Here is a 16217-nt window from a genome sequence, read left to right on the forward strand (position 1 = left end):
GGCAATGACGCAATCAACCGCACGGTCACGAAAGCGAGAACACGCGGGGATAAGTCAGGCGCCGGTTGGCAAATCCCGCGGCCTGCCATAGGTTATTGGCAGAATCGCACAATCAGGGGGCATAGGGTGGCATCAGACACAGAAACCGACCGGGTCGGATTTGGCCGGATGCTGGCCTTCATCGGACCCTGCGTGCCCTTTGCCGCACTGGGCCTGCCGCTGGTTGCCACCCTGCCGGAATATTACGGCACGCAGTTACAACTCGGCGCCGTGGTCGGCACCGTATTTTTTATCGTGCGCTGCTTCGATATCCTCGTCGATCCAGTCCTTGGCCATTGGATGGACCGCACGCGCACCAGACTCGGCCGTTTCAAGCTATGGATGCTGATCTGCCTGCCGATCCTGTTCGTCAGCACCGGCTTTATCTTCCTGGCGCAAAAGGGAGTCGGGCCTGTCTATCTCGGCCTGTGGCTGTTCGTTCTCTATGTCGGCTTTTCCATCGCGGCCCTGAGCCAGGCCAGTTGGGGCACGGTCCTTTCCACTGATTATAACGAACGCTCGCGCATCTTCGCCTGGTGGCAGGTCGGCAATATCGTCGGCATCCTGGCGGCGGCGGTCATTCCGGTCATCGTTCAGAAACTCGGCTATAGTTATATTTTCGGCGTCCAGTTGATGGGGGGCTTCATCATGCTCACCCTGCCGGTCAGCATCGGCATTGCTCTGTGGCTGGTCCCGGAAAAAATCTCCAATACAAACACGCATGACCTGAAGCTCAGCCATTATTTCGACATGTGGAAACGCCCAAATGTGCGCAGCATTCTCTATGCTGACCTGTTCATGGGACTGGCGCCGGGCGTGATGGCCGCCCTCTTCTTCTACTTCTTTGAGGAGACCAAGGGCCTGACGCGCTTTGAGTGCAGCGTCGCCATGCTGCTTTACTTCGTAGCCGGCATCATTGGCGCGCCCATCTGGGTCATTGCCTCCAAGAAAATGAGCAAGCACAAGGCATTGATCCTGTCATCCCTGATCTTCGCCGTGCTTTACGGCGCCATGTATTTCGCGCCCAAGGGCAATTTCATTATCTGCGCCGCCATGACGTTCGCCAACGGAATCCCCTATGCCGCTTCGCTGCTGCTGACCCGCGCCCTGATGGCCGACATCGGCGATGAGGTCATGCTGGAAACCGGCCATGACCACAAGGGCACCCTGATGGCGATCCTATCGGCCACCACCAAGGTCGGTTACGCCATCTCGGCCCTGACCATCACCATATTGGGTACGCTGCACTTCAATGTGAAATCCCCCAAGGACAGCCCGCCCGATGCCTTGATGTGGGTCGAAATCTTCTTTATCGGTCTGCCGGTCATCTTCCTGATCCTGGGCGCCGTCTCCATGCTGCGCTACAATCTGACGCCGGCACGCCACGCCGAAATCATGTCGCAACTGAAAGCAAAGGACATATTGTGACTAAAGGTATCGAAGGTCTGCTGGAGGTCATGCGCCGGCTGCGCGATCCGCAGACCGGCTGCCCGTGGGACAAGGAACAGACCTTCGACACCATCGCGCCCTACACGATCGAGGAATCGTACGAGGTAGCCGATGCCATCCAGCGCAATGACCTGCGCGACCTGAAGGAAGAACTGGGCGACCTGTTGTTCCAGGTGGTCTTCCACGCTCGCATTGCCGAGGAAATGGGCCTGTTTACTTTCGATGATGTGGCCGCCGGTATGAGTGAAAAGCTGATCCGTCGCCACCCGCACGTTTTCGGCGATGCCGGCGACCGCACGGCCGATGAGCAGAACGCCGCTTGGGAAGTTATCAAGGCCGAGGAACGCAAGGCCAAGGAAAAGCACGGCCTACTTGATGATGTGCCGGTCGGCCTGCCCGCCCTTACCCGCGCCGCCAAACTGACCAAACGCGCCGCGCGGGTCGGTTTCGACTGGCCGAGCGTCCATGAAGTGCTCGACAAGCTTGACGAAGAGACCGAGGAACTGAAGGCGGAGATCGTCAGGGGCGATGTACAGAAATCGCACGAGGAACTGGGGGACATCCTGTTCGTCCTGGCCAATCTGGCGCGCAAGCTGGATGTCGAGCCAGAAAACGCCCTGCGCATGACTAATGCCAAGTTCGTCCGGCGGTTTGAGGTCATTGAGGCCGAACTGGCGAAGATCGGAAAGACGCCGGATCAGTCGGATCTCGCGGAAATGGACGCCCTGTGGAATGCCGCAAAGCTGGCCGAGCGTGAAAATTCCTGAGAGCTTCGGCGGAAAGCCCCCAATAAGGCAAGTGCGCAAACGGCTGCGTAACACGCTGATGAGCGTGCTGTTCTGCGGCGGGCTGTTTGTGGCCTATTACCAGTTGACCGGCCGGACACCGATCCCGCCCGATACACATATCACCTATGAGCAAAAGGATCGGTTCCGACTGGATATCGATGCGAGTGGCCAGGTTATCCTGGCGGATCAAACCGGCACCTGCCATTATCAAATTTCGCAATTCGCGCTGCGCCGCAGTCTGCGAGCCTTTCATCGCGTCGAGTGGTTTGACCGCAATATACTGGCCTATGGCAATGCCCGCTCACAGTGTCTGTTGAGCCTGACAGAAGGTCATCGAAAGGCCGCCATCCAACACGATTGCGAAACGCAAGCGTCTGAAATATTCGCACCTGTTCAGTCACTTGAGGTAACGACGCGCTTCAGGGAGGTCTTGCAGGGCGATGAAGTGACATTGCGCGACTACAAGGTGACACGTGGCGCAGACCAGTTGCCTTCAAAATAAAGCCAATAACTTGCCATTCGCACTTAATGCACCTGCCGACCGCCCTCAGTTTCAATCCACAAGTCATTTTCCCACGCTCTTGCGAATCAAAAGATTAACGCGCATCACTTGCGAATTGCCCGTGAATTATGGTGCCGCGTATGAAAAAGCCCGCCAAAGCGCCCCTGTCCAAAAGCGCCCGGAAACCCGCCAAATCCATTAGCAAGGCTGCTGTTCAAAAAGCGCATCGGTCACTGTGTCCGATCAATCTGACGCTTGAAGCGGTGGGCGATCGCTGGTCCATGCTGATCGTGCGCGATCTGATGTTGCGCGGGCATAGCAGCTATCAGGGCTTCCTGCGCGCGGAAGAGAAGATCGCCACCAATATCCTGGCGGATCGCCTTCTGAAGCTTGAACAAAACGGCCTGATCAGCAAATCGGCCGATCCAGCGGACAAGCGCCGGTTTATCTATGCCCTGACCGAACGCGGCGCTGACCTCGCGCCCATCCTGGTCGAACTGGCGCTCTATGGCCTGAAATACGAGCCAATGGCCAATATGGCCAAGGAAGTCATTCTGGATATGCAGAAGAACAAGCAGATCTTCGCCCAGCGTCTGACCCGCAACTTCACGCCAAAGCTTAAGGAAAAGCCGGTCAAAAAGAAGGAAGACCCGGTCGAGGAAACCCTCAGCCTGTTCTAAGGTTTTGGACATTACCAAGCGCTGGAAGCATCTGCCAACGATAGCGGTAGCGTGCGGTTATCCTGAATATCAGTGTAATCTGTGGATCGTAAAAAAGGCCGCAACGCGAGTTCCGGAGCCGGAAAAAAGCATCCACAGATTACGCGGATGTTCCTGTACATCTTTCGCTACCGCTATCGTCGGCATTTCCTTCAGGCGCGCCTGAGCTACTCCATCGCCGCCAACTGGTCGTGCTCCATCTCTTCCTGCGACAGCTTCTTTTTCGGTGCAGCAATCAGCAGCAGAAGCGGCATGGACAGCAGGCATAGGATGAACATCAGCCAGAAATTATCGACATAGGCGATCATGCTGGCCTGGCGATTGACCTCGGCATTAAGCGCCTCCAATCCAAGCTGGCTCTGGCCGTAACTGCTGCCCATTAGCGGCCCATTTCCGCCATTCAGGCTATCCACAATACCGGCATGGGCCTTCTGCGTATTGGCCACCTGCAACGCCTGCACCATGGCGATACCGATGCTGGAACCGATATTGCGCACAAGACTGTAGATAGCTGTCCCTTCCGGCCGCAGGTTGGGCGCAAGCGTAGCGAAGGTAGCGGCCGATAGCGGCACGAACACCAGTCCCATGCCGATGCCCTGAATGATGCCAGGCCAGATGATGTCATGCTGCGACAACACGATCGTATAGGTACACATCCAGGCCAGCGAAATCGCCGTCAGGCCGAAACCGGCTGCCAGGATCAGGCGTAAATCGACCTTGCCGACCATTCGCCCGACGACGAGCATGGCGAGCATGGTGCCAAGACCACTGGGTGCCGTGACGATGCCGGCTGTCATGGCTGAATATTGCATCAACCCCTGCAACATGGAGGGCATCAACGCGCGCGTAGCAAACAACACCATGCCGACGATGAAGATGAACAGGAGGCCGGTGACGAAGTTGCGGTTATAGAGCAGCCGGTAATCCAGGAAGGTCTGGCCGGCCGGACGCGTGGCCGTATGGATGATAAAGCAGCCCAGGCTGATAAAGACGATAATTGCCTCGATCCAGGTTTCCGACGAGGAAAACCAGTCGTTCGACTGCCCGCGGTCAAGCAGCATCTGCAAGGCACCTATGGCCAGGCTGAGCGCGGTAAATCCGAAAACATCAAACCGGATACTGCGCTTGGCGATGGTGCGTGGAATATATTTCCAGATGCCGAAAAAAGCCGCCGCGCCAATCGGCACATTGATAAAAAAACACCAGCGCCAGTCATAGGCGTCTGTCAGCCAGCCGCCAAGCGTCGGGCCCAGGATCGGCCCGACCATGACGCCCATGCCCCAGACCGCCATGGCTGAACCGTGCTTTTCGCGCGGATTGATATCGAGCAGGGTCGACTGCGACAGCGGCACCAGCGCCGCGCCGAAAATGCCTTGCAGCAAACGCGCCAGCACGATTTCCGACAGGTTGCCGGCAATGCCGCACAGCATGGAGGCCACAGTGAAGCCGGCGATGGAGACCAGAAAAACGTTCTTCAGACCAAAGCGATCGCTTAGCCAGCCGGTCAGCGGCGTGGCAATGGCGGCGGCCACGATGAACGAGGTCAGCACCCAGGTAATCTGGTCGGATGAGGCGTTGAGACTGCCCTGCATATGCGGCAAGGCCACATTGGCGATGGTGCCGTCGATGGCCTGGATGATCGTCGCCAGCATGATCGAAATGGTGATCATGGTGCGGTTGATCGGCGCCCCGGACGCGGGAGCAGTAGACGCGGTACTCATCAGGAATTCTCTATAAGCGATTGTAACTCTTCCAGAACGGACGTGGCCACAGCTACTTTTTCGGGGGCGATCTTGCCGATCAGTTCGCGGCGCAGATCATCGGCTCTGGCGCGCACCTGTTCATAGATCGCCTGCCCTTCCGCCGTTACGACCAGCAATTTGACCCGTCGGTCGCTTTCCGACGGCAGGCGCTGCACCAGTCCGGCCTTTTCCAAGCGGTCGATGGTTGAGACCATGGTGGCGGCTTCGACCTGAACCAGTGAGGCCAGTTCCGCCTGTGACAGGGGCGCTTTCGCCTTGGCGATATAGGCAATGCTGAGCCAGCCGGCCTGGGAAACGCCCAGATCCTTCAGTCGGCGATCCAGCGCCAGCCGCCAGATTCGGGCGGTGGTGTGGAGGGCATTGGAAAATCGTTCTTCGACAGACATGATAAGGCGGCTAATAGTTAGATATCTAACTATCTACGCCTGAGTCACGAGCAATACAAGCCGGCAATTTCGTCAGGCCCCGATCATTTTCTCATAACGCCCATAGGCCTGGTCGCTGAGCTTGACGCGCAGATGGACGCGCCCCTCTTCGTCTTCATGGCGGCCAAGCACGCGGCCATGCTGATAGAGGAAGGCGATGACATCACCCTGATGCGGCTCCAGGGTTATGTCCAGTTCCTCACCTTCAGCATCGACCAGCAAGGCGACCTGATTGAGCAACGCCACCACGCCCTCCCCAGTGATGGCCGAAACCATCAGCGGCTTGTTATTGGCGCGATCGGTAATCGCGCGGGCATACAGGATATCCTTGGTCTCGTCATCCAGCAGGTCAATCTTGTTCCAGACCTCAACCATGCGCGAACGATCCAGGTCAGGCAGGATATGCGCCATCACCTGTTCAACGTCTTTTTTCTGCGCCTCGGTTTCCGGATTGGAGACATCGCGGACATGCAGGATCAGGTCGGCCTGCTCGACCTCTTCCAGAGTGGCCCGAAAGGCCGCCACCAGTTCGTGCGGCAGGTCTGAAATGAAACCGACCGTATCTGACAAAATCGCCGAACGACCATTCGGCAGCTTGAGCGACCGCAGGGTCGTATCCAGCGTGGCGAACAAGAGGTCCTTTGCAAAAACCTCTGATTTTGTGAGATTATTGAACAGGGTCGACTTGCCGGCATTGGTATAGCCGACCAGCGCCACGATGGGATAGGGCACCTTCTTGCGCTGGCTGCGATGCAGGCCACGCGTGCGGCGCACCTCTTCCAGTTCAGACTTCAACTGCTTGATCTTGTCGGCGATCATGCGCCTGTCGAGTTCGATCTGGGTTTCGCCCGGACCGCCAGTGGTGCCAGTAGCGCGCTGACGCTCCAGGTGAGTCCAGGTGCGGACCAGCCGCGACCGCTCATATTCCAGCCGCGCAAGTTCGACCTGAAGCTTGCCTTCACCGGTACGCGCCCGACGTCCAAAGATTTCGAGGATCAGGCCGGTACGATCAACCACCTTGACCTCAAGCTTTTTTTCGAGATTACGCTGCTGGATCGGCGTCAGAGACCCGTTGACGACGCACAGGGATGCTTCAGCTTCCTCACACAGCGCCTTGATTTCCAACACCTTTCCTTCGCCAAACAAGGTGGCGGGATTGAGCTTGCGCACCCGCACGCTCATTGTGCCAGCAATTTCCAGATCTAGCGCCATGGCAAGGCCCACGGCTTCTTCAAGACGTGACTCTTCGTAACGGCGCGGGGGCGGATTATCTCCGCCTCCGCGCACATGCACGTCTATATCAGGATCAACGACGACAGCGCGCACGATTTCCGGCGCGTTGTCATGAAAACGATCGCTCAAGCAACAAATCCCTGATGGATCTTAGTCGTCAAGGTCTTCTTCTTGCTCGTAAAGCTGGACGGGCGCGGCCGGCATGATGGTCGAGATCGCGTGCTTGTATACCAGTTGCGATTGGCCATCGCGGCGCAGGAGGACGCAGAAGTTATCGAACCAGCTCACAATGCCTTGGAGCTTGACGCCGTTGATCAGGAAGATGGTCAGGGGGGTTTTGGTTTTGCGGACACTGTTGAGGAACGTGTCTTGCAGATTTTGTTTCTTATCGTGGGACATTGTCGGCCCTTCTTGTTTAAAATTTGAGGGGCACAATACCCCTCACACAGACAATAAGTCTCTATTTATGCAAAGATTCCAGGTCTTTTCAACCATACGCCGATAAAATTATTTTACACACCTGCGGAAGCGCGGGCACGTTCGATATACACTTCCCTTAGCGCACAAGCGATTGGCCCCGGTTTGCCGTCACCAATCTTGTGATCATCAATGGCAATAATCGGCATGACCAGGCTGGTGGCGGCGGTGATGAAGACTTCCGATGCCGCCTTCGCCTCGGCAAGCGTGAAGCTTTCTTCCCGCAGTTCGATTCCACTTTCAGCAATTATCGGCAGCAGGTTAAGCCGCGTGACGCCCGCCAGAATATTGGCCGTCAGGCTGCGGGTTTTGATCACCCCGTCAACCACGATATATACATTGGTCGAGCCACCTTCGGTCACGAAGCCGTCGGCATCCACGAAAATGACCTCGCCCGCGCCCTGTTCTTTCGCCTTTTGTTTGGCCAGCACGTTGGGCAGCAGGCCCACCGTCTTGATATCGCAGCGCCCCCAGCGAATATCCGGCGCACTGATCGCCTTGATACCAGTGGCGGCCTTGCGGGCGGCGGTCTCACGGTCAACCGGTTTGGCGGTGATCACAATCGACGGACGAACATCAACCGGGAACACATGGTCGCGCGGCGCCACGCCTCGGCTGATCTGGAGATAAACCAGCCCTTCGCGGATTCGATTGCGGCGCACCACCTCGTTCAGCACCACAAGCAGCGACGTGCGCGGCATCGGCATGGCGATGTGCAGTTCCGACAGCGAGCGTTCCAGGCGATTCAGGTGACCGGCCAGATCGGCCAGCCGCCCATCGAAAACCGACCAGACCTCATAGACGGCATCCGCGAACTGGTAACCACGATCCTCAATGGAAACGGCGGCTTCACTGGTGCGTTCATAGACACCATTAACATAGGCAATTCTCGGCATTACGGCTTAGACCTCATCCTCGTCGGATCGAATATGGGCCAGGCCCAGGCTTTTCAGCTTGCGGTGCAGCGCCGAGCGTTCCATGCCGATAAAATTGGCCGTGCGCGAAATATTGCCGCCGAAACGTACAATCTGCGACGACAGATATTCCCGCTCGAAGACTTCACGGGCATCGCGCAAAGGCAGGGCAATGATGCGTTCCGGCCGGATAGCGCCGGCGGTCGCCGATTCCACAACTTCCGAAGGCAGCATGTGTGCGGTGATCGGCTCGTTCGGGTTGCCGGAGGCCAGGATCAGCAGGCGTTCGATATTGTTGCGCAACTGCCTGACATTGCCAGGCCACTCATGGACCTGGAGCGTCGCCATGGCGTCTTCACTGAGGATGCGCTTGGGCAGCCCCTGCGCCGCGCTGATGCGATCGATGAAATACTGTACCAATTCGGCGATGTCGCCGCGTCGTTCGCTTAAGCCCGGCACGCGTACCGGCACGACATTCAAGCGATGGAACAGGTCTTCGCGGAAACGCCCGGCGGCAATTTCGGAGGACAGGTCCTTCGAGGTGGAGGAAATTACCCGCACATCGACCTGCACATCCTGGGCGCCGCCGACGCGGGTAAAGCGCTGCTCGACCAGCACACGCAGGATGCGGCTCTGGCTTTCCGGCGGCATGTCCGCCACTTCATCGAGGAACAGGGTGCCGCCGTGGGCGCGCTCAAAGACACCGATCTTGCGCGGACGGCCGCCCTCACCTTCCTCGCCGAACAGTTCGACATCGAGACGTTCCGGCGTCATGCCGGCCGCTGAAATCGGCACGAACTCGCACTTGGCGCGCGGGCTGACCTCATGGATCATCCGCGCCACCAGTTCCTTGCCGGAACCGGCCGGCCCGGAAATCATGATACGAGAATTGGCCGGCGCCACCTTGGCGATGGTCGACCGCAGCAATTGCGCCGCCGCGGAATTTCCGATCAGTCCGTCCGGCACGACGGCTTGGCTGCGCAGGCGCTTGTTTTCTCGGCGCAGACTGGTCAGTTCAAGCGCTCTCTGAACAACCATGATCAGGCGCTCGGTTTTAAAGGGCTTTTCGATGAAATCGAAGGCGCCTTTCTTTATGGCGGTCACGGCGGTTTCGATATTGCCGTGGCCGGAAATCATGATGGCCGGAATATCGGGGTCCAGCTCATGAATCACACTGAGCAGTTCCAGACCATCCAGCCCGCCGCCCTGCATCCAGATATCAAGCACGCACAGGCTGGGCTTGCGCGCCTTGATGGCTCGCAGGGCCGAATTGGAATCGGCGGCCGTCCGCACCGAATAGCCTTCATCCTCCAGGATGCCCGCGATCAGTTCGCGGATATCGGCCTCGTCATCAACAACCAGAATATCAACGCCAGAAGAGACTTTCATCACTTACACCCTCATCATCTTGGGCCCGCTTGCCGGAGCCTCATTCGCAACCGGGCTTTGCCCCGCCTGCATACGCGGCAGACGCAGGACAGCCCGCGCGCCGCTTAAATGAACCGCGTCGTTGAGATAGAACTCGCCGCCGTGGTCTTCGAGAATACGCTTTACTATGGCCAGGCCGAGGCCCGTTCCCTTTTCCCGAGTGGTGACATAGGGTTCGGTCAACCGGTCGCGGTCCTTTTCCGGCAGGCCGATGCCGTCATCCTCAACCTCGATGACCAGTTCACCCTCCTGTTGTGACATCTCGACCCGAAGATGCCCGACAATCCCCTCCGCTGGATCCACCTCATCGGTGCCACGATCCCGCATCAGGCGTGAGGAAATCGCTTCACCGCCGTTTTTCAGCACATTGCCAAGCGCCTGGCTGAGCATCCGCCCATCGCAGACAACCCGCAATTCCGGCAAGGGCTCGACAATTTCAATACTGAGGTCCGGGCGCGCCACGCGCTGGGCGAAGACCGCTGCGCGCACCATTTCCGCTGCGTCTTCTTCGGAAAAATTCGGCGCCGGCATCCGGGCAAAAGACGAAAATTCATCGACCATGCGGCCGATATCGCCGACCTGCCGCACAATCGTATCGGTCAGGCGATCAAAGGTATCGACATCAGTTTCGATCTGAGGCCGGTACTTCTTGCGAATGCGCTCTGCCGAAAGCTGGATCGGCGTCAGCGGGTTCTTGATCTCATGGGCGATCCGCCGCGCCACGTCCTTCCAGGCGGCGTTGCGCTGGGCAGCGATCAGACGCGTGATGTCATCAAAGGTCAGGACCGCGCCACCGGTTTCCAGTGCCGAGATACGAACACGGACACGTCGGGTCTCCCCCTTGCGAACTAGGTCAACCTCCTGCTCCTCCACACGATGCACCGACGCTTTGTCGATAAGCTCAGCGATTTCAGGGGCTAATTCACGGATGTTAACACCCAACGCGTCTTCAGAGGGGATGCTCAGAAAATGGGCCGCATGGCGGTTGATGGCCGAGACATGTTCCAGCACATCGATGCCGACGATACCGGCGCTGATTTCCGACAGAACGGTTTCGATGAAGCGACGGCGGCTTTCTGCTTCCTCACCCGCCGATTTGAGCGCCGCCTGCTGGCTTTGCAGATCGGAGGTCATGCGGTTGAAAGCGCGCGATAATACGGCGATATCCTCGGATTGCTTGATGGTCATGACACGTGCATTCAGGTCGCCGCCGGCTACTTTGTCTGCCGCTTGTACCAGGCGGGCCACCGGCACGGCGATACTTTCCGCAGCCGATGTGCCGCCCCAGATAGCGCCGATCAGCACGAGCAGCACCGCCTCAAGATAGGCCATGAAGAAGATGCCCTGGGCGCGAATCTTCTTGTTGGTCGTCTCGCGGTAATCATTGATGGCCTGGTTGGCGCTTTGGATCTTGGCGTAGATTCCGGCCGGCAGAGGCTTGATACCGTAAAGCATGGCGCCGTTGTAATCATCGAGTGAGTAGAGCAGCCGGATGGCATCGGGGTTGCCATATGGATAGGCTTTCGGACCTGTGGCAGCCACATCCTGGATGACATCGGACGGCGGCGCCATATAGACCGGCGCGGTCGGCGATTCCGCCCGCGCCAGAACCTGCCCGGTTCGGTCGATGATATAGATCGCGGTCAGTTCGCCGCTTTCCTCCTCCAGAATCTTCTTCAATCCCAACGAAAAAGCCAGACGATCGGGGAAAAGCGCCCTTCCTTCCGGGCTTTCCACGCGAAGCTGTACCGTTTTCATGGCCGTGCCTGAGGTCCGCATAGCCTCCTTCAGGTAAACACCGGCAAGATCGTATCCATTCTCGACGGAGGTCTGGACCCGGTCGGAAAACCAGGTGTCAATGCCGCGATTGAGAAAGGTGAAGGACAGGGCCACAATGATGGCCGGGGTCACCGCCGCCAGCGAAAACAGAAACACAAAGCGCAGGTGCAAACGCGCGCCGGCATCCGCGCCCCGGCTGCGCGCGATGGTGATCACCCGGCGGACGACAATGAATATCAAACCCAGCAAAAGCGCCAGGTTGAGGAAAATCAGGATCAGCAGATAATCCGCCGTATTGCCGACCGGCCCCTTGACCGTGAGCCCTGTGCCAGGGCTGGCAATGATCAGCCAGACGATGAAAGCGGTCGTCAGCATGGACGCGCCATAACCCACCGCCAGGGCAAGCTTTTGCAAGCTCGTCGAGCGGAGCGTTTTCAGGCTGCGCACGAACATGTGCAACCATCGCCGTCTTGCCGATGCGTCCTTCAAGGCTATCGCTTTCGTCCACAATAGAGTGACATTTGCGCACTACTGTGTCCGAATATCAACAGCAATGTTGCAAATATCACAATTATTTAATGCTGAAATTCACGCAGCCATCAGGGCCCGAACCGCCGTTTCAATGGCGCCGGCATCCTCCATGCGACACAGGCGCGCCTTGTCCTGACGGCGGACCAGCGGGTCGGGATCGTGTGTCGAAGCTTCGACATAGGCGCCCAGGTGCTTCTTGAACATGCGCAGGCCCAAGCTATCGCCATAAAAAGCCATGGACGCCTGCATGTGCTCAACCAGCAGGTCCGCCCTTTCGCTCAAAGCCATAGTCGGCAGGGCCTCATCATTACTCAGCGCCTGGTTCAGATCGCGCGCGAGCCAGGGCCGTCCATAAATACCGCGCCCGATCATAACGCCATCCGCACCGGATTGCGCCAGCGCCGATCTTGCGCTCGCCAGATCGATAATATCGCCATTGACGATGACCGGGATGGCGACAGCCTGCTTCACCACGGCCACCGCTTGCCAGTTGGCCTCGCCCTTGTAGAACTGCTGGCGGGTGCGGCCATGAACTGTCAGGGCGGCAATGCCCAGTTTTTCCGCACGCACGGCCAGTTCGGCGGCATTGTGGTTGTCATCCCAGCCCAGGCGCATTTTTACCGTCACCGGCCTTGAGGTAGCCTGCAAGGCCGCCGTCATGATGCGTTCGGCCTGATCAAGATCGCGCATCAGGGCCGAGCCGCACAGCACGCCAGTGACTTCCTTTGCCGGGCAGCCGAAATTAAGATCGATGATATGCGCACCCGACTCTTCCGCCAGTTGGGCGCCGCGTGCGATATGCACCGGATCGCGGCCGACCAACTGAACTATTTTCAAACCGTCATGCTCCCCAAGCTGCGCCTTGCGCACAATATCGGGTCGGCCGCTCTCCAGATCCGCACAGGCCACCATTTCGGTCGCGGCATAGGGCGCGCCGAGCTTGTGCGCCATCTGGCGAAATGGCAGGTCAGACACGCCGGTCATGGGCGCGATCAGCACCCGCCCCGGCACACTCACATCGCCAATCTGAAGATTATTTGTGGTCATTGCGCTCCCATACACAGTTTCTGGCTGTTGCACCACTTCGGTTTCACGCTAAACAGGCCCCATGAACACGGACTCACGCCCCTTTCACGCCGTCATCGTCGCCGGTGGCTCTGGCAGCCGCTCCGGCGGCCGCAAACAATGGATGATCCTGGGCGGCCGCACCGTACTCGACTGGTCGATCGCCGCTTTCGAAGCCGCCGGTGCCGCGCAGATCGTCGTCGTCGTGCCTGCCGAGGATGTGACGCAAGCCCAGGCGGCCTATGGCGGGCGTGTGTGGATCGTGGCCGGCGGTGCCCAGCGCGCCGATTCAGTGGTCAATGGCCTGAAAGCCCTGGTGACTGATGGTGATGATATCGTCCTGGTTCATGACGCCGCGCGGCCGCTCCTGAAGCCGCATCATATCAATGCCTTGTTAGCCGAACTTAAGACGAAACCCGCGGCGATCCTGGCCCTGCCAGTGACGGATTCACTAAAACGTGGCGATCATAATCGCATCGTCGAGGCCCCGGCGCGTGACAATCTGTGGCGCGCGCAGACTCCCCAGGCTTTCCGTCTCAACGATATTATTCGCGCCTATGAACGCTGGCCCGCCGACCAGGTGCCGACGGACGAAGCCATGGTCGCGGCGCATTCCGGCATCAATGTCACGCTTGTGGAAGGTGATATGGCACTGCATAAGCTGACCTACCCTGCTGATTTTGCGCTTCTGGAAGCGTTAATAATGGCCGATAAGCCTCAGGAAAAAATTATGAAACAAATCAGAATTGGCCAGGGCTTCGATGCCCATCGCTGGGGCGAAGGCCAAAGCGTCTGGCTGTGCGGGGTGGAGATAGTGCACAACCAGACCCTGATCGGCCATAGTGACGCCGATGCCGGACTTCATGCCCTGACGGACGCCCTGCTGGGCGCCGCCGGCCTGGGCGATATCGGCGATCACTTCCCACCTACCGATCCGCAATGGAAAGGCGCGTCCTCCGACCGCTTCCTCAAACATGCCGTCGACCTGATCAGGCAGCGCGGCGGCGAGATCGTCAATGTCGACGTGACACTCATCTGCGAACGCCCCAAAATCAAACCACACCGGGAAGCCATGCGCGCCCGGATCGCCGAAATTATCGGCGTCGACATCGATCGTGTCAGCGTTAAGGCAACGACGACCGAGCAGATGGGCTTTACCGGTCGCGGTGAGGGTCTGGCCGCGCAGGCGGTTTGCAGCATAGAAATCTGAGGCAATCCTCTGTCATTGCTGGACTTTTTCATCTCATCCCCTTCGCCTGAGCTTTTCAATAAAACCCGTTGAATTGTTACGGGTTTTATTGCGAAGAATTCTCACGACCCTTGGCTATTGAAAAGGCATTTTTCACCGAATATATGACGGGGGTTCGCGTTTTCCTCCCTTAGAGCGGAATGGATTTTGATGAAATCAAAACCCCCGCTCTAAACTTCGTTTTGTCGCGCAATTTTATCCGAAAAGTGGCGTCCACTTTTCGGATTGCCCTTAGCCACCAAGAGGTATTTCCATGACCTTCGAACTCCCCCCTCTGCCCTATCCCGCCGATGCGCTTGAGCCGCACATGTCGGCCAATACCTTCAGCTATCACCACGCCAAACACCACAAGGCTTATGTCGACAACCTTAACAAGCTGATCGAAGGCACCGAATTTGCCGGCCTGTCACTGGTCGAGATCGTCAAGGCGTCGGAAGGCAAGAACCCCGGCGTGTTCAACAATTCCGCCCAGGTCTGGAACCACACCTTCTTCTGGTCGTCGATGAAGCCAAATGGCGGCGGCGCCCCCAACGGCAAGATCGCCGAAAAGATCAACGCTGATTTCGGTTCGTTCGACGCCTTTGTCGAGCAGTTCAAGACCGCCGGCGCCACGCAGTTCGGTTCAGGCTGGGCCTGGCTGGTGCTCGGCACCGATGGCAAGCTCAAAGTGACCAAGACCGGCAATGCCGAAACCCCGTTCACCAAGGGCGACAAGCCGTTGCTGACGCTCGACGTCTGGGAACACGCCTACTATCTCGATTACCAGAATCTGCGTCCGAAGTTTATCGAGACCTTCCTGACCTCCCTGGTCAACTGGGATTTCGCCAATGCCAATCTCGATGCCCCGCTGCATCCAGGCGTCTGATTTCCGCTTGTAATTCAGGCATAAAAGGCGATCCTTGCGGGTCGCCTTTTTCTTTGGAAAACTTATGAATTCGACTGCCCTTGCCGCCCGCCTGATCGACCTGCTGAAAGCACAGAAAAAGACCGTCACCACGGTCGAAAGCTGCACCGGCGGGCTGATTGCCGGCGCTATCACCGCCATTTCGGGCTCCTCCGAGGTGTTCGAGACCGGCTTTGTTACCTATTCCAATGCCGCAAAGACCGCGCTGGTCGGTGTGCCTGAAGCGCTTTTTCCCCTACATGGCGCCGTCAGTGAAGAGGTGGCTTCCGCCATGGCCGAAGGCGCCTTGAAAACCGCCGGCGCCGATATCGCCCTCAGCGTCACCGGCATTGCCGGCCCCACGGGTGGCAGCGCCGAAAAGCCGGTCGGTATGGTTTGCTTTGGCTTGAGCCACGGCGGAAAAACACTGACCCGCACCCGGCAGTTCGGCAATATTGGCCGCGACGCCGTCCGCGCGGAAAGCGTAGCCTATGCCCTGAAGTGGGCAATTGATGAACTCAGCGTTTAGGTCCGTAAAGCTGCCTGGCTCGTGCCTCGAAAATCGCCAGCAACTTCGATACTGCCAGATTAAAATTCGCTTTAAAAACAGCGTCGAGGATCGGATTTCTGATGTCGATATCGAGATCGAAAGCCACCTTCGTCCCCAGAGCTGACGGCGTAAAGGTCCAGCGTCCCTGAAGCTTGCGGAAGGGGCCGCGAATCAGGTCGAAATCGACCAGCAGGGCTTCCGCCGCGCGGGTCACCCGCGTCGAAAAGCGCTCGGTCAGCAGCTTGAATCCCACCGTCACATCGGCATCAAAACGGACAATATCCGCATCGACGGTCCGGTTATTGGCGCGCAAAGACTTGATCCACGGAATGAACTCCGGATAGCGCTCAACATCGCCAACCATTTCCCACAGTTGCGCCGGCGCATAGGGCAGGTCGCGCTCCAGACGCAGTTTGGTCATGG

General features: G+C 58.2%; 16 protein-coding genes. 7 read left to right on the top strand and 9 right to left on the bottom strand.

Annotation, left to right across the window (positions count from 1 at the left end; genetic code table 11):
- Positions 1–126 precede the first annotated feature (126 nt).
- From BLO49_RS01105 to BLO49_RS01120, 4 genes are all read left to right on the top strand, one after another.
- Complete coding sequence (locus BLO49_RS01105) at positions 127–1467, top strand: MFS transporter (protein WP_245678816.1); 1341 nt, start codon at positions 127–129, stop codon at positions 1465–1467.
- Entirely contained in the window at positions 1464–2255 is a 792-nt protein-coding gene (gene mazG / locus BLO49_RS01110) for a nucleoside triphosphate pyrophosphohydrolase (protein ID WP_090643143.1), read from the top strand. The genes BLO49_RS01105 and mazG overlap by 4 nt, the downstream gene beginning before the upstream one ends.
- Positions 2256–2286: 31 nt before the next feature.
- Positions 2287–2778, top strand: a complete 492-nt coding sequence (locus BLO49_RS01115; protein WP_139159592.1) for a hypothetical protein — start codon at positions 2287–2289, stop codon at positions 2776–2778.
- A gap of 140 nt (positions 2779–2918) precedes the next feature.
- Positions 2919–3458 carry a winged helix-turn-helix transcriptional regulator gene (locus tag BLO49_RS01120; protein ID WP_090645934.1) on the top strand — a complete coding sequence of 180 codons (540 nt, stop codon included), beginning with the start codon at positions 2919–2921 and terminating at the stop codon, positions 3456–3458.
- A gap of 206 nt (positions 3459–3664) precedes the next feature.
- Here the strand turns inward: BLO49_RS01120 and BLO49_RS01125 are convergent, their stop codons facing one another.
- The 8 genes from BLO49_RS01125 to dusB all read right to left on the bottom strand — a co-directional run bounded on the left by BLO49_RS01125 (position 3665) and on the right by dusB (position 13094).
- A complete protein-coding gene (locus BLO49_RS01125; RefSeq protein ID WP_090643148.1) occupies positions 3665–5218 on the bottom strand; it encodes a DHA2 family efflux MFS transporter permease subunit in 1554 nt (517 codons plus the stop codon).
- Positions 5218–5646, bottom strand: a complete 429-nt coding sequence (locus tag BLO49_RS01130; RefSeq protein WP_090643150.1) for a MarR family winged helix-turn-helix transcriptional regulator — start codon at positions 5644–5646, stop codon at positions 5218–5220. The genes BLO49_RS01125 and BLO49_RS01130 overlap by 1 nt, the downstream gene beginning before the upstream one ends.
- Before the next feature lie 72 nt (positions 5647–5718).
- A complete protein-coding gene (hflX, locus tag BLO49_RS01135; protein ID WP_090643153.1) occupies positions 5719–7047 on the bottom strand; it encodes a GTPase HflX in 1329 nt (442 codons plus the stop codon).
- Between the two features lie 21 nt (positions 7048–7068).
- Positions 7069–7317: an RNA chaperone Hfq gene (gene hfq / locus BLO49_RS01140; protein ID WP_018080169.1), complete on the bottom strand. Its 249-nt coding sequence runs from the start codon at positions 7315–7317 to the stop codon at positions 7069–7071.
- Between the two features lie 113 nt (positions 7318–7430).
- Positions 7431–8291 carry a D-amino-acid transaminase gene (locus tag BLO49_RS01145; protein ID WP_090643155.1) on the bottom strand — a complete coding sequence of 287 codons (861 nt, stop codon included), beginning with the start codon at positions 8289–8291 and terminating at the stop codon, positions 7431–7433.
- Between the two features lie 6 nt (positions 8292–8297).
- Positions 8298–9698, bottom strand: a complete 1401-nt coding sequence (gene ntrX / locus BLO49_RS01150) for a nitrogen assimilation response regulator NtrX (protein ID WP_090643158.1) — start codon at positions 9696–9698, stop codon at positions 8298–8300.
- A 3-nt stretch (positions 9699–9701) separates the two neighbouring features.
- Positions 9702–11969 carry a sensor histidine kinase NtrY-like gene (locus BLO49_RS01155; RefSeq protein WP_090643160.1) on the bottom strand — a complete coding sequence of 756 codons (2268 nt, stop codon included), beginning with the start codon at positions 11967–11969 and terminating at the stop codon, positions 9702–9704.
- Between the two features lie 135 nt (positions 11970–12104).
- Positions 12105–13094, bottom strand: coding sequence for a tRNA dihydrouridine synthase DusB (dusB, locus tag BLO49_RS01160; RefSeq protein WP_090643163.1), 990 nt, complete (start codon positions 13092–13094; stop codon positions 12105–12107).
- A 61-nt stretch (positions 13095–13155) separates the two neighbouring features.
- Here dusB and BLO49_RS01165 point away from each other — a divergent pair, with 61 nt between their 5' ends.
- The 3 genes from BLO49_RS01165 to BLO49_RS01175 all read left to right on the top strand — a co-directional run bounded on the left by BLO49_RS01165 (position 13156) and on the right by BLO49_RS01175 (position 15773).
- A complete protein-coding gene (locus tag BLO49_RS01165) occupies positions 13156–14322 on the top strand; it encodes a bifunctional 2-C-methyl-D-erythritol 4-phosphate cytidylyltransferase/2-C-methyl-D-erythritol 2,4-cyclodiphosphate synthase (RefSeq protein WP_090643165.1) in 1167 nt (388 codons plus the stop codon).
- Positions 14323–14614: 292 nt separating this feature from the next.
- A complete protein-coding gene (locus BLO49_RS01170) occupies positions 14615–15226 on the top strand; it encodes a superoxide dismutase (protein ID WP_090643167.1) in 612 nt (203 codons plus the stop codon).
- A 64-nt stretch (positions 15227–15290) separates the two neighbouring features.
- Positions 15291–15773 carry a CinA family protein gene (locus BLO49_RS01175; RefSeq protein ID WP_090645937.1) on the top strand — a complete coding sequence of 161 codons (483 nt, stop codon included), beginning with the start codon at positions 15291–15293 and terminating at the stop codon, positions 15771–15773.
- Here the strand turns inward: BLO49_RS01175 and BLO49_RS01180 are convergent.
- The gene (locus tag BLO49_RS01180) at positions 15763–16215 is read right to left on the bottom strand and encodes a type II toxin-antitoxin system RatA family toxin (RefSeq protein ID WP_090643170.1); all 453 of its coding nucleotides are present in this window, start codon (positions 16213–16215) and stop codon (positions 15763–15765) included. The two genes, BLO49_RS01175 and BLO49_RS01180, sit on opposite strands and share 11 nt — an antisense overlap.
- Positions 16216–16217: the final 2 nt, after the last annotated feature.

The sequence above is a fragment of the Asticcacaulis taihuensis genome, from assembly GCF_900100255.1.
Taxonomy (GTDB): domain Bacteria; phylum Pseudomonadota; class Alphaproteobacteria; order Caulobacterales; family Caulobacteraceae; genus Asticcacaulis; species Asticcacaulis taihuensis.

What these genes read in the sequence shown, in the direction of transcription:
- ntrX (WP_090643158.1), bottom strand. Translation starts at nt 9,698, where the DNA reads ATGAAAGTCTCTTCTGGCGTTGATATTCTGGTTGTTGATGACGAGGCC.
- BLO49_RS01170 (WP_090643167.1), top strand. Translation starts at nt 14,615, where the DNA reads ATGACCTTCGAACTCCCCCCTCTGCCCTATCCCGCCGATGCGCTTGAG.
- BLO49_RS01180 (WP_090643170.1), bottom strand. Translation starts at nt 16,215, where the DNA reads ATGACCAAACTGCGTCTGGAGCGCGACCTGCCCTATGCGCCGGCGCAA.
- dusB (WP_090643163.1), bottom strand. Translation starts at nt 13,094, where the DNA reads ATGACCACAAATAATCTTCAGATTGGCGATGTGAGTGTGCCGGGGCGG.
- BLO49_RS01125 (WP_090643148.1), bottom strand. Translation starts at nt 5,218, where the DNA reads ATGAGTACCGCGTCTACTGCTCCCGCGTCCGGGGCGCCGATCAACCGC.
- BLO49_RS01175 (WP_090645937.1), top strand. Translation starts at nt 15,291, where the DNA reads ATGAATTCGACTGCCCTTGCCGCCCGCCTGATCGACCTGCTGAAAGCA.
- BLO49_RS01145 (WP_090643155.1), bottom strand. Translation starts at nt 8,291, where the DNA reads ATGCCGAGAATTGCCTATGTTAATGGTGTCTATGAACGCACCAGTGAA.
- BLO49_RS01155 (WP_090643160.1), bottom strand. Translation starts at nt 11,969, where the DNA reads ATGTTCGTGCGCAGCCTGAAAACGCTCCGCTCGACGAGCTTGCAAAAG.
- hfq (WP_018080169.1), bottom strand. Translation starts at nt 7,317, where the DNA reads ATGTCCCACGATAAGAAACAAAATCTGCAAGACACGTTCCTCAACAGT.
- BLO49_RS01130 (WP_090643150.1), bottom strand. Translation starts at nt 5,646, where the DNA reads ATGTCTGTCGAAGAACGATTTTCCAATGCCCTCCACACCACCGCCCGA.
- BLO49_RS01165 (WP_090643165.1), top strand. Translation starts at nt 13,156, where the DNA reads ATGAACACGGACTCACGCCCCTTTCACGCCGTCATCGTCGCCGGTGGC.
- BLO49_RS01120 (WP_090645934.1), top strand. Translation starts at nt 2,919, where the DNA reads ATGAAAAAGCCCGCCAAAGCGCCCCTGTCCAAAAGCGCCCGGAAACCC.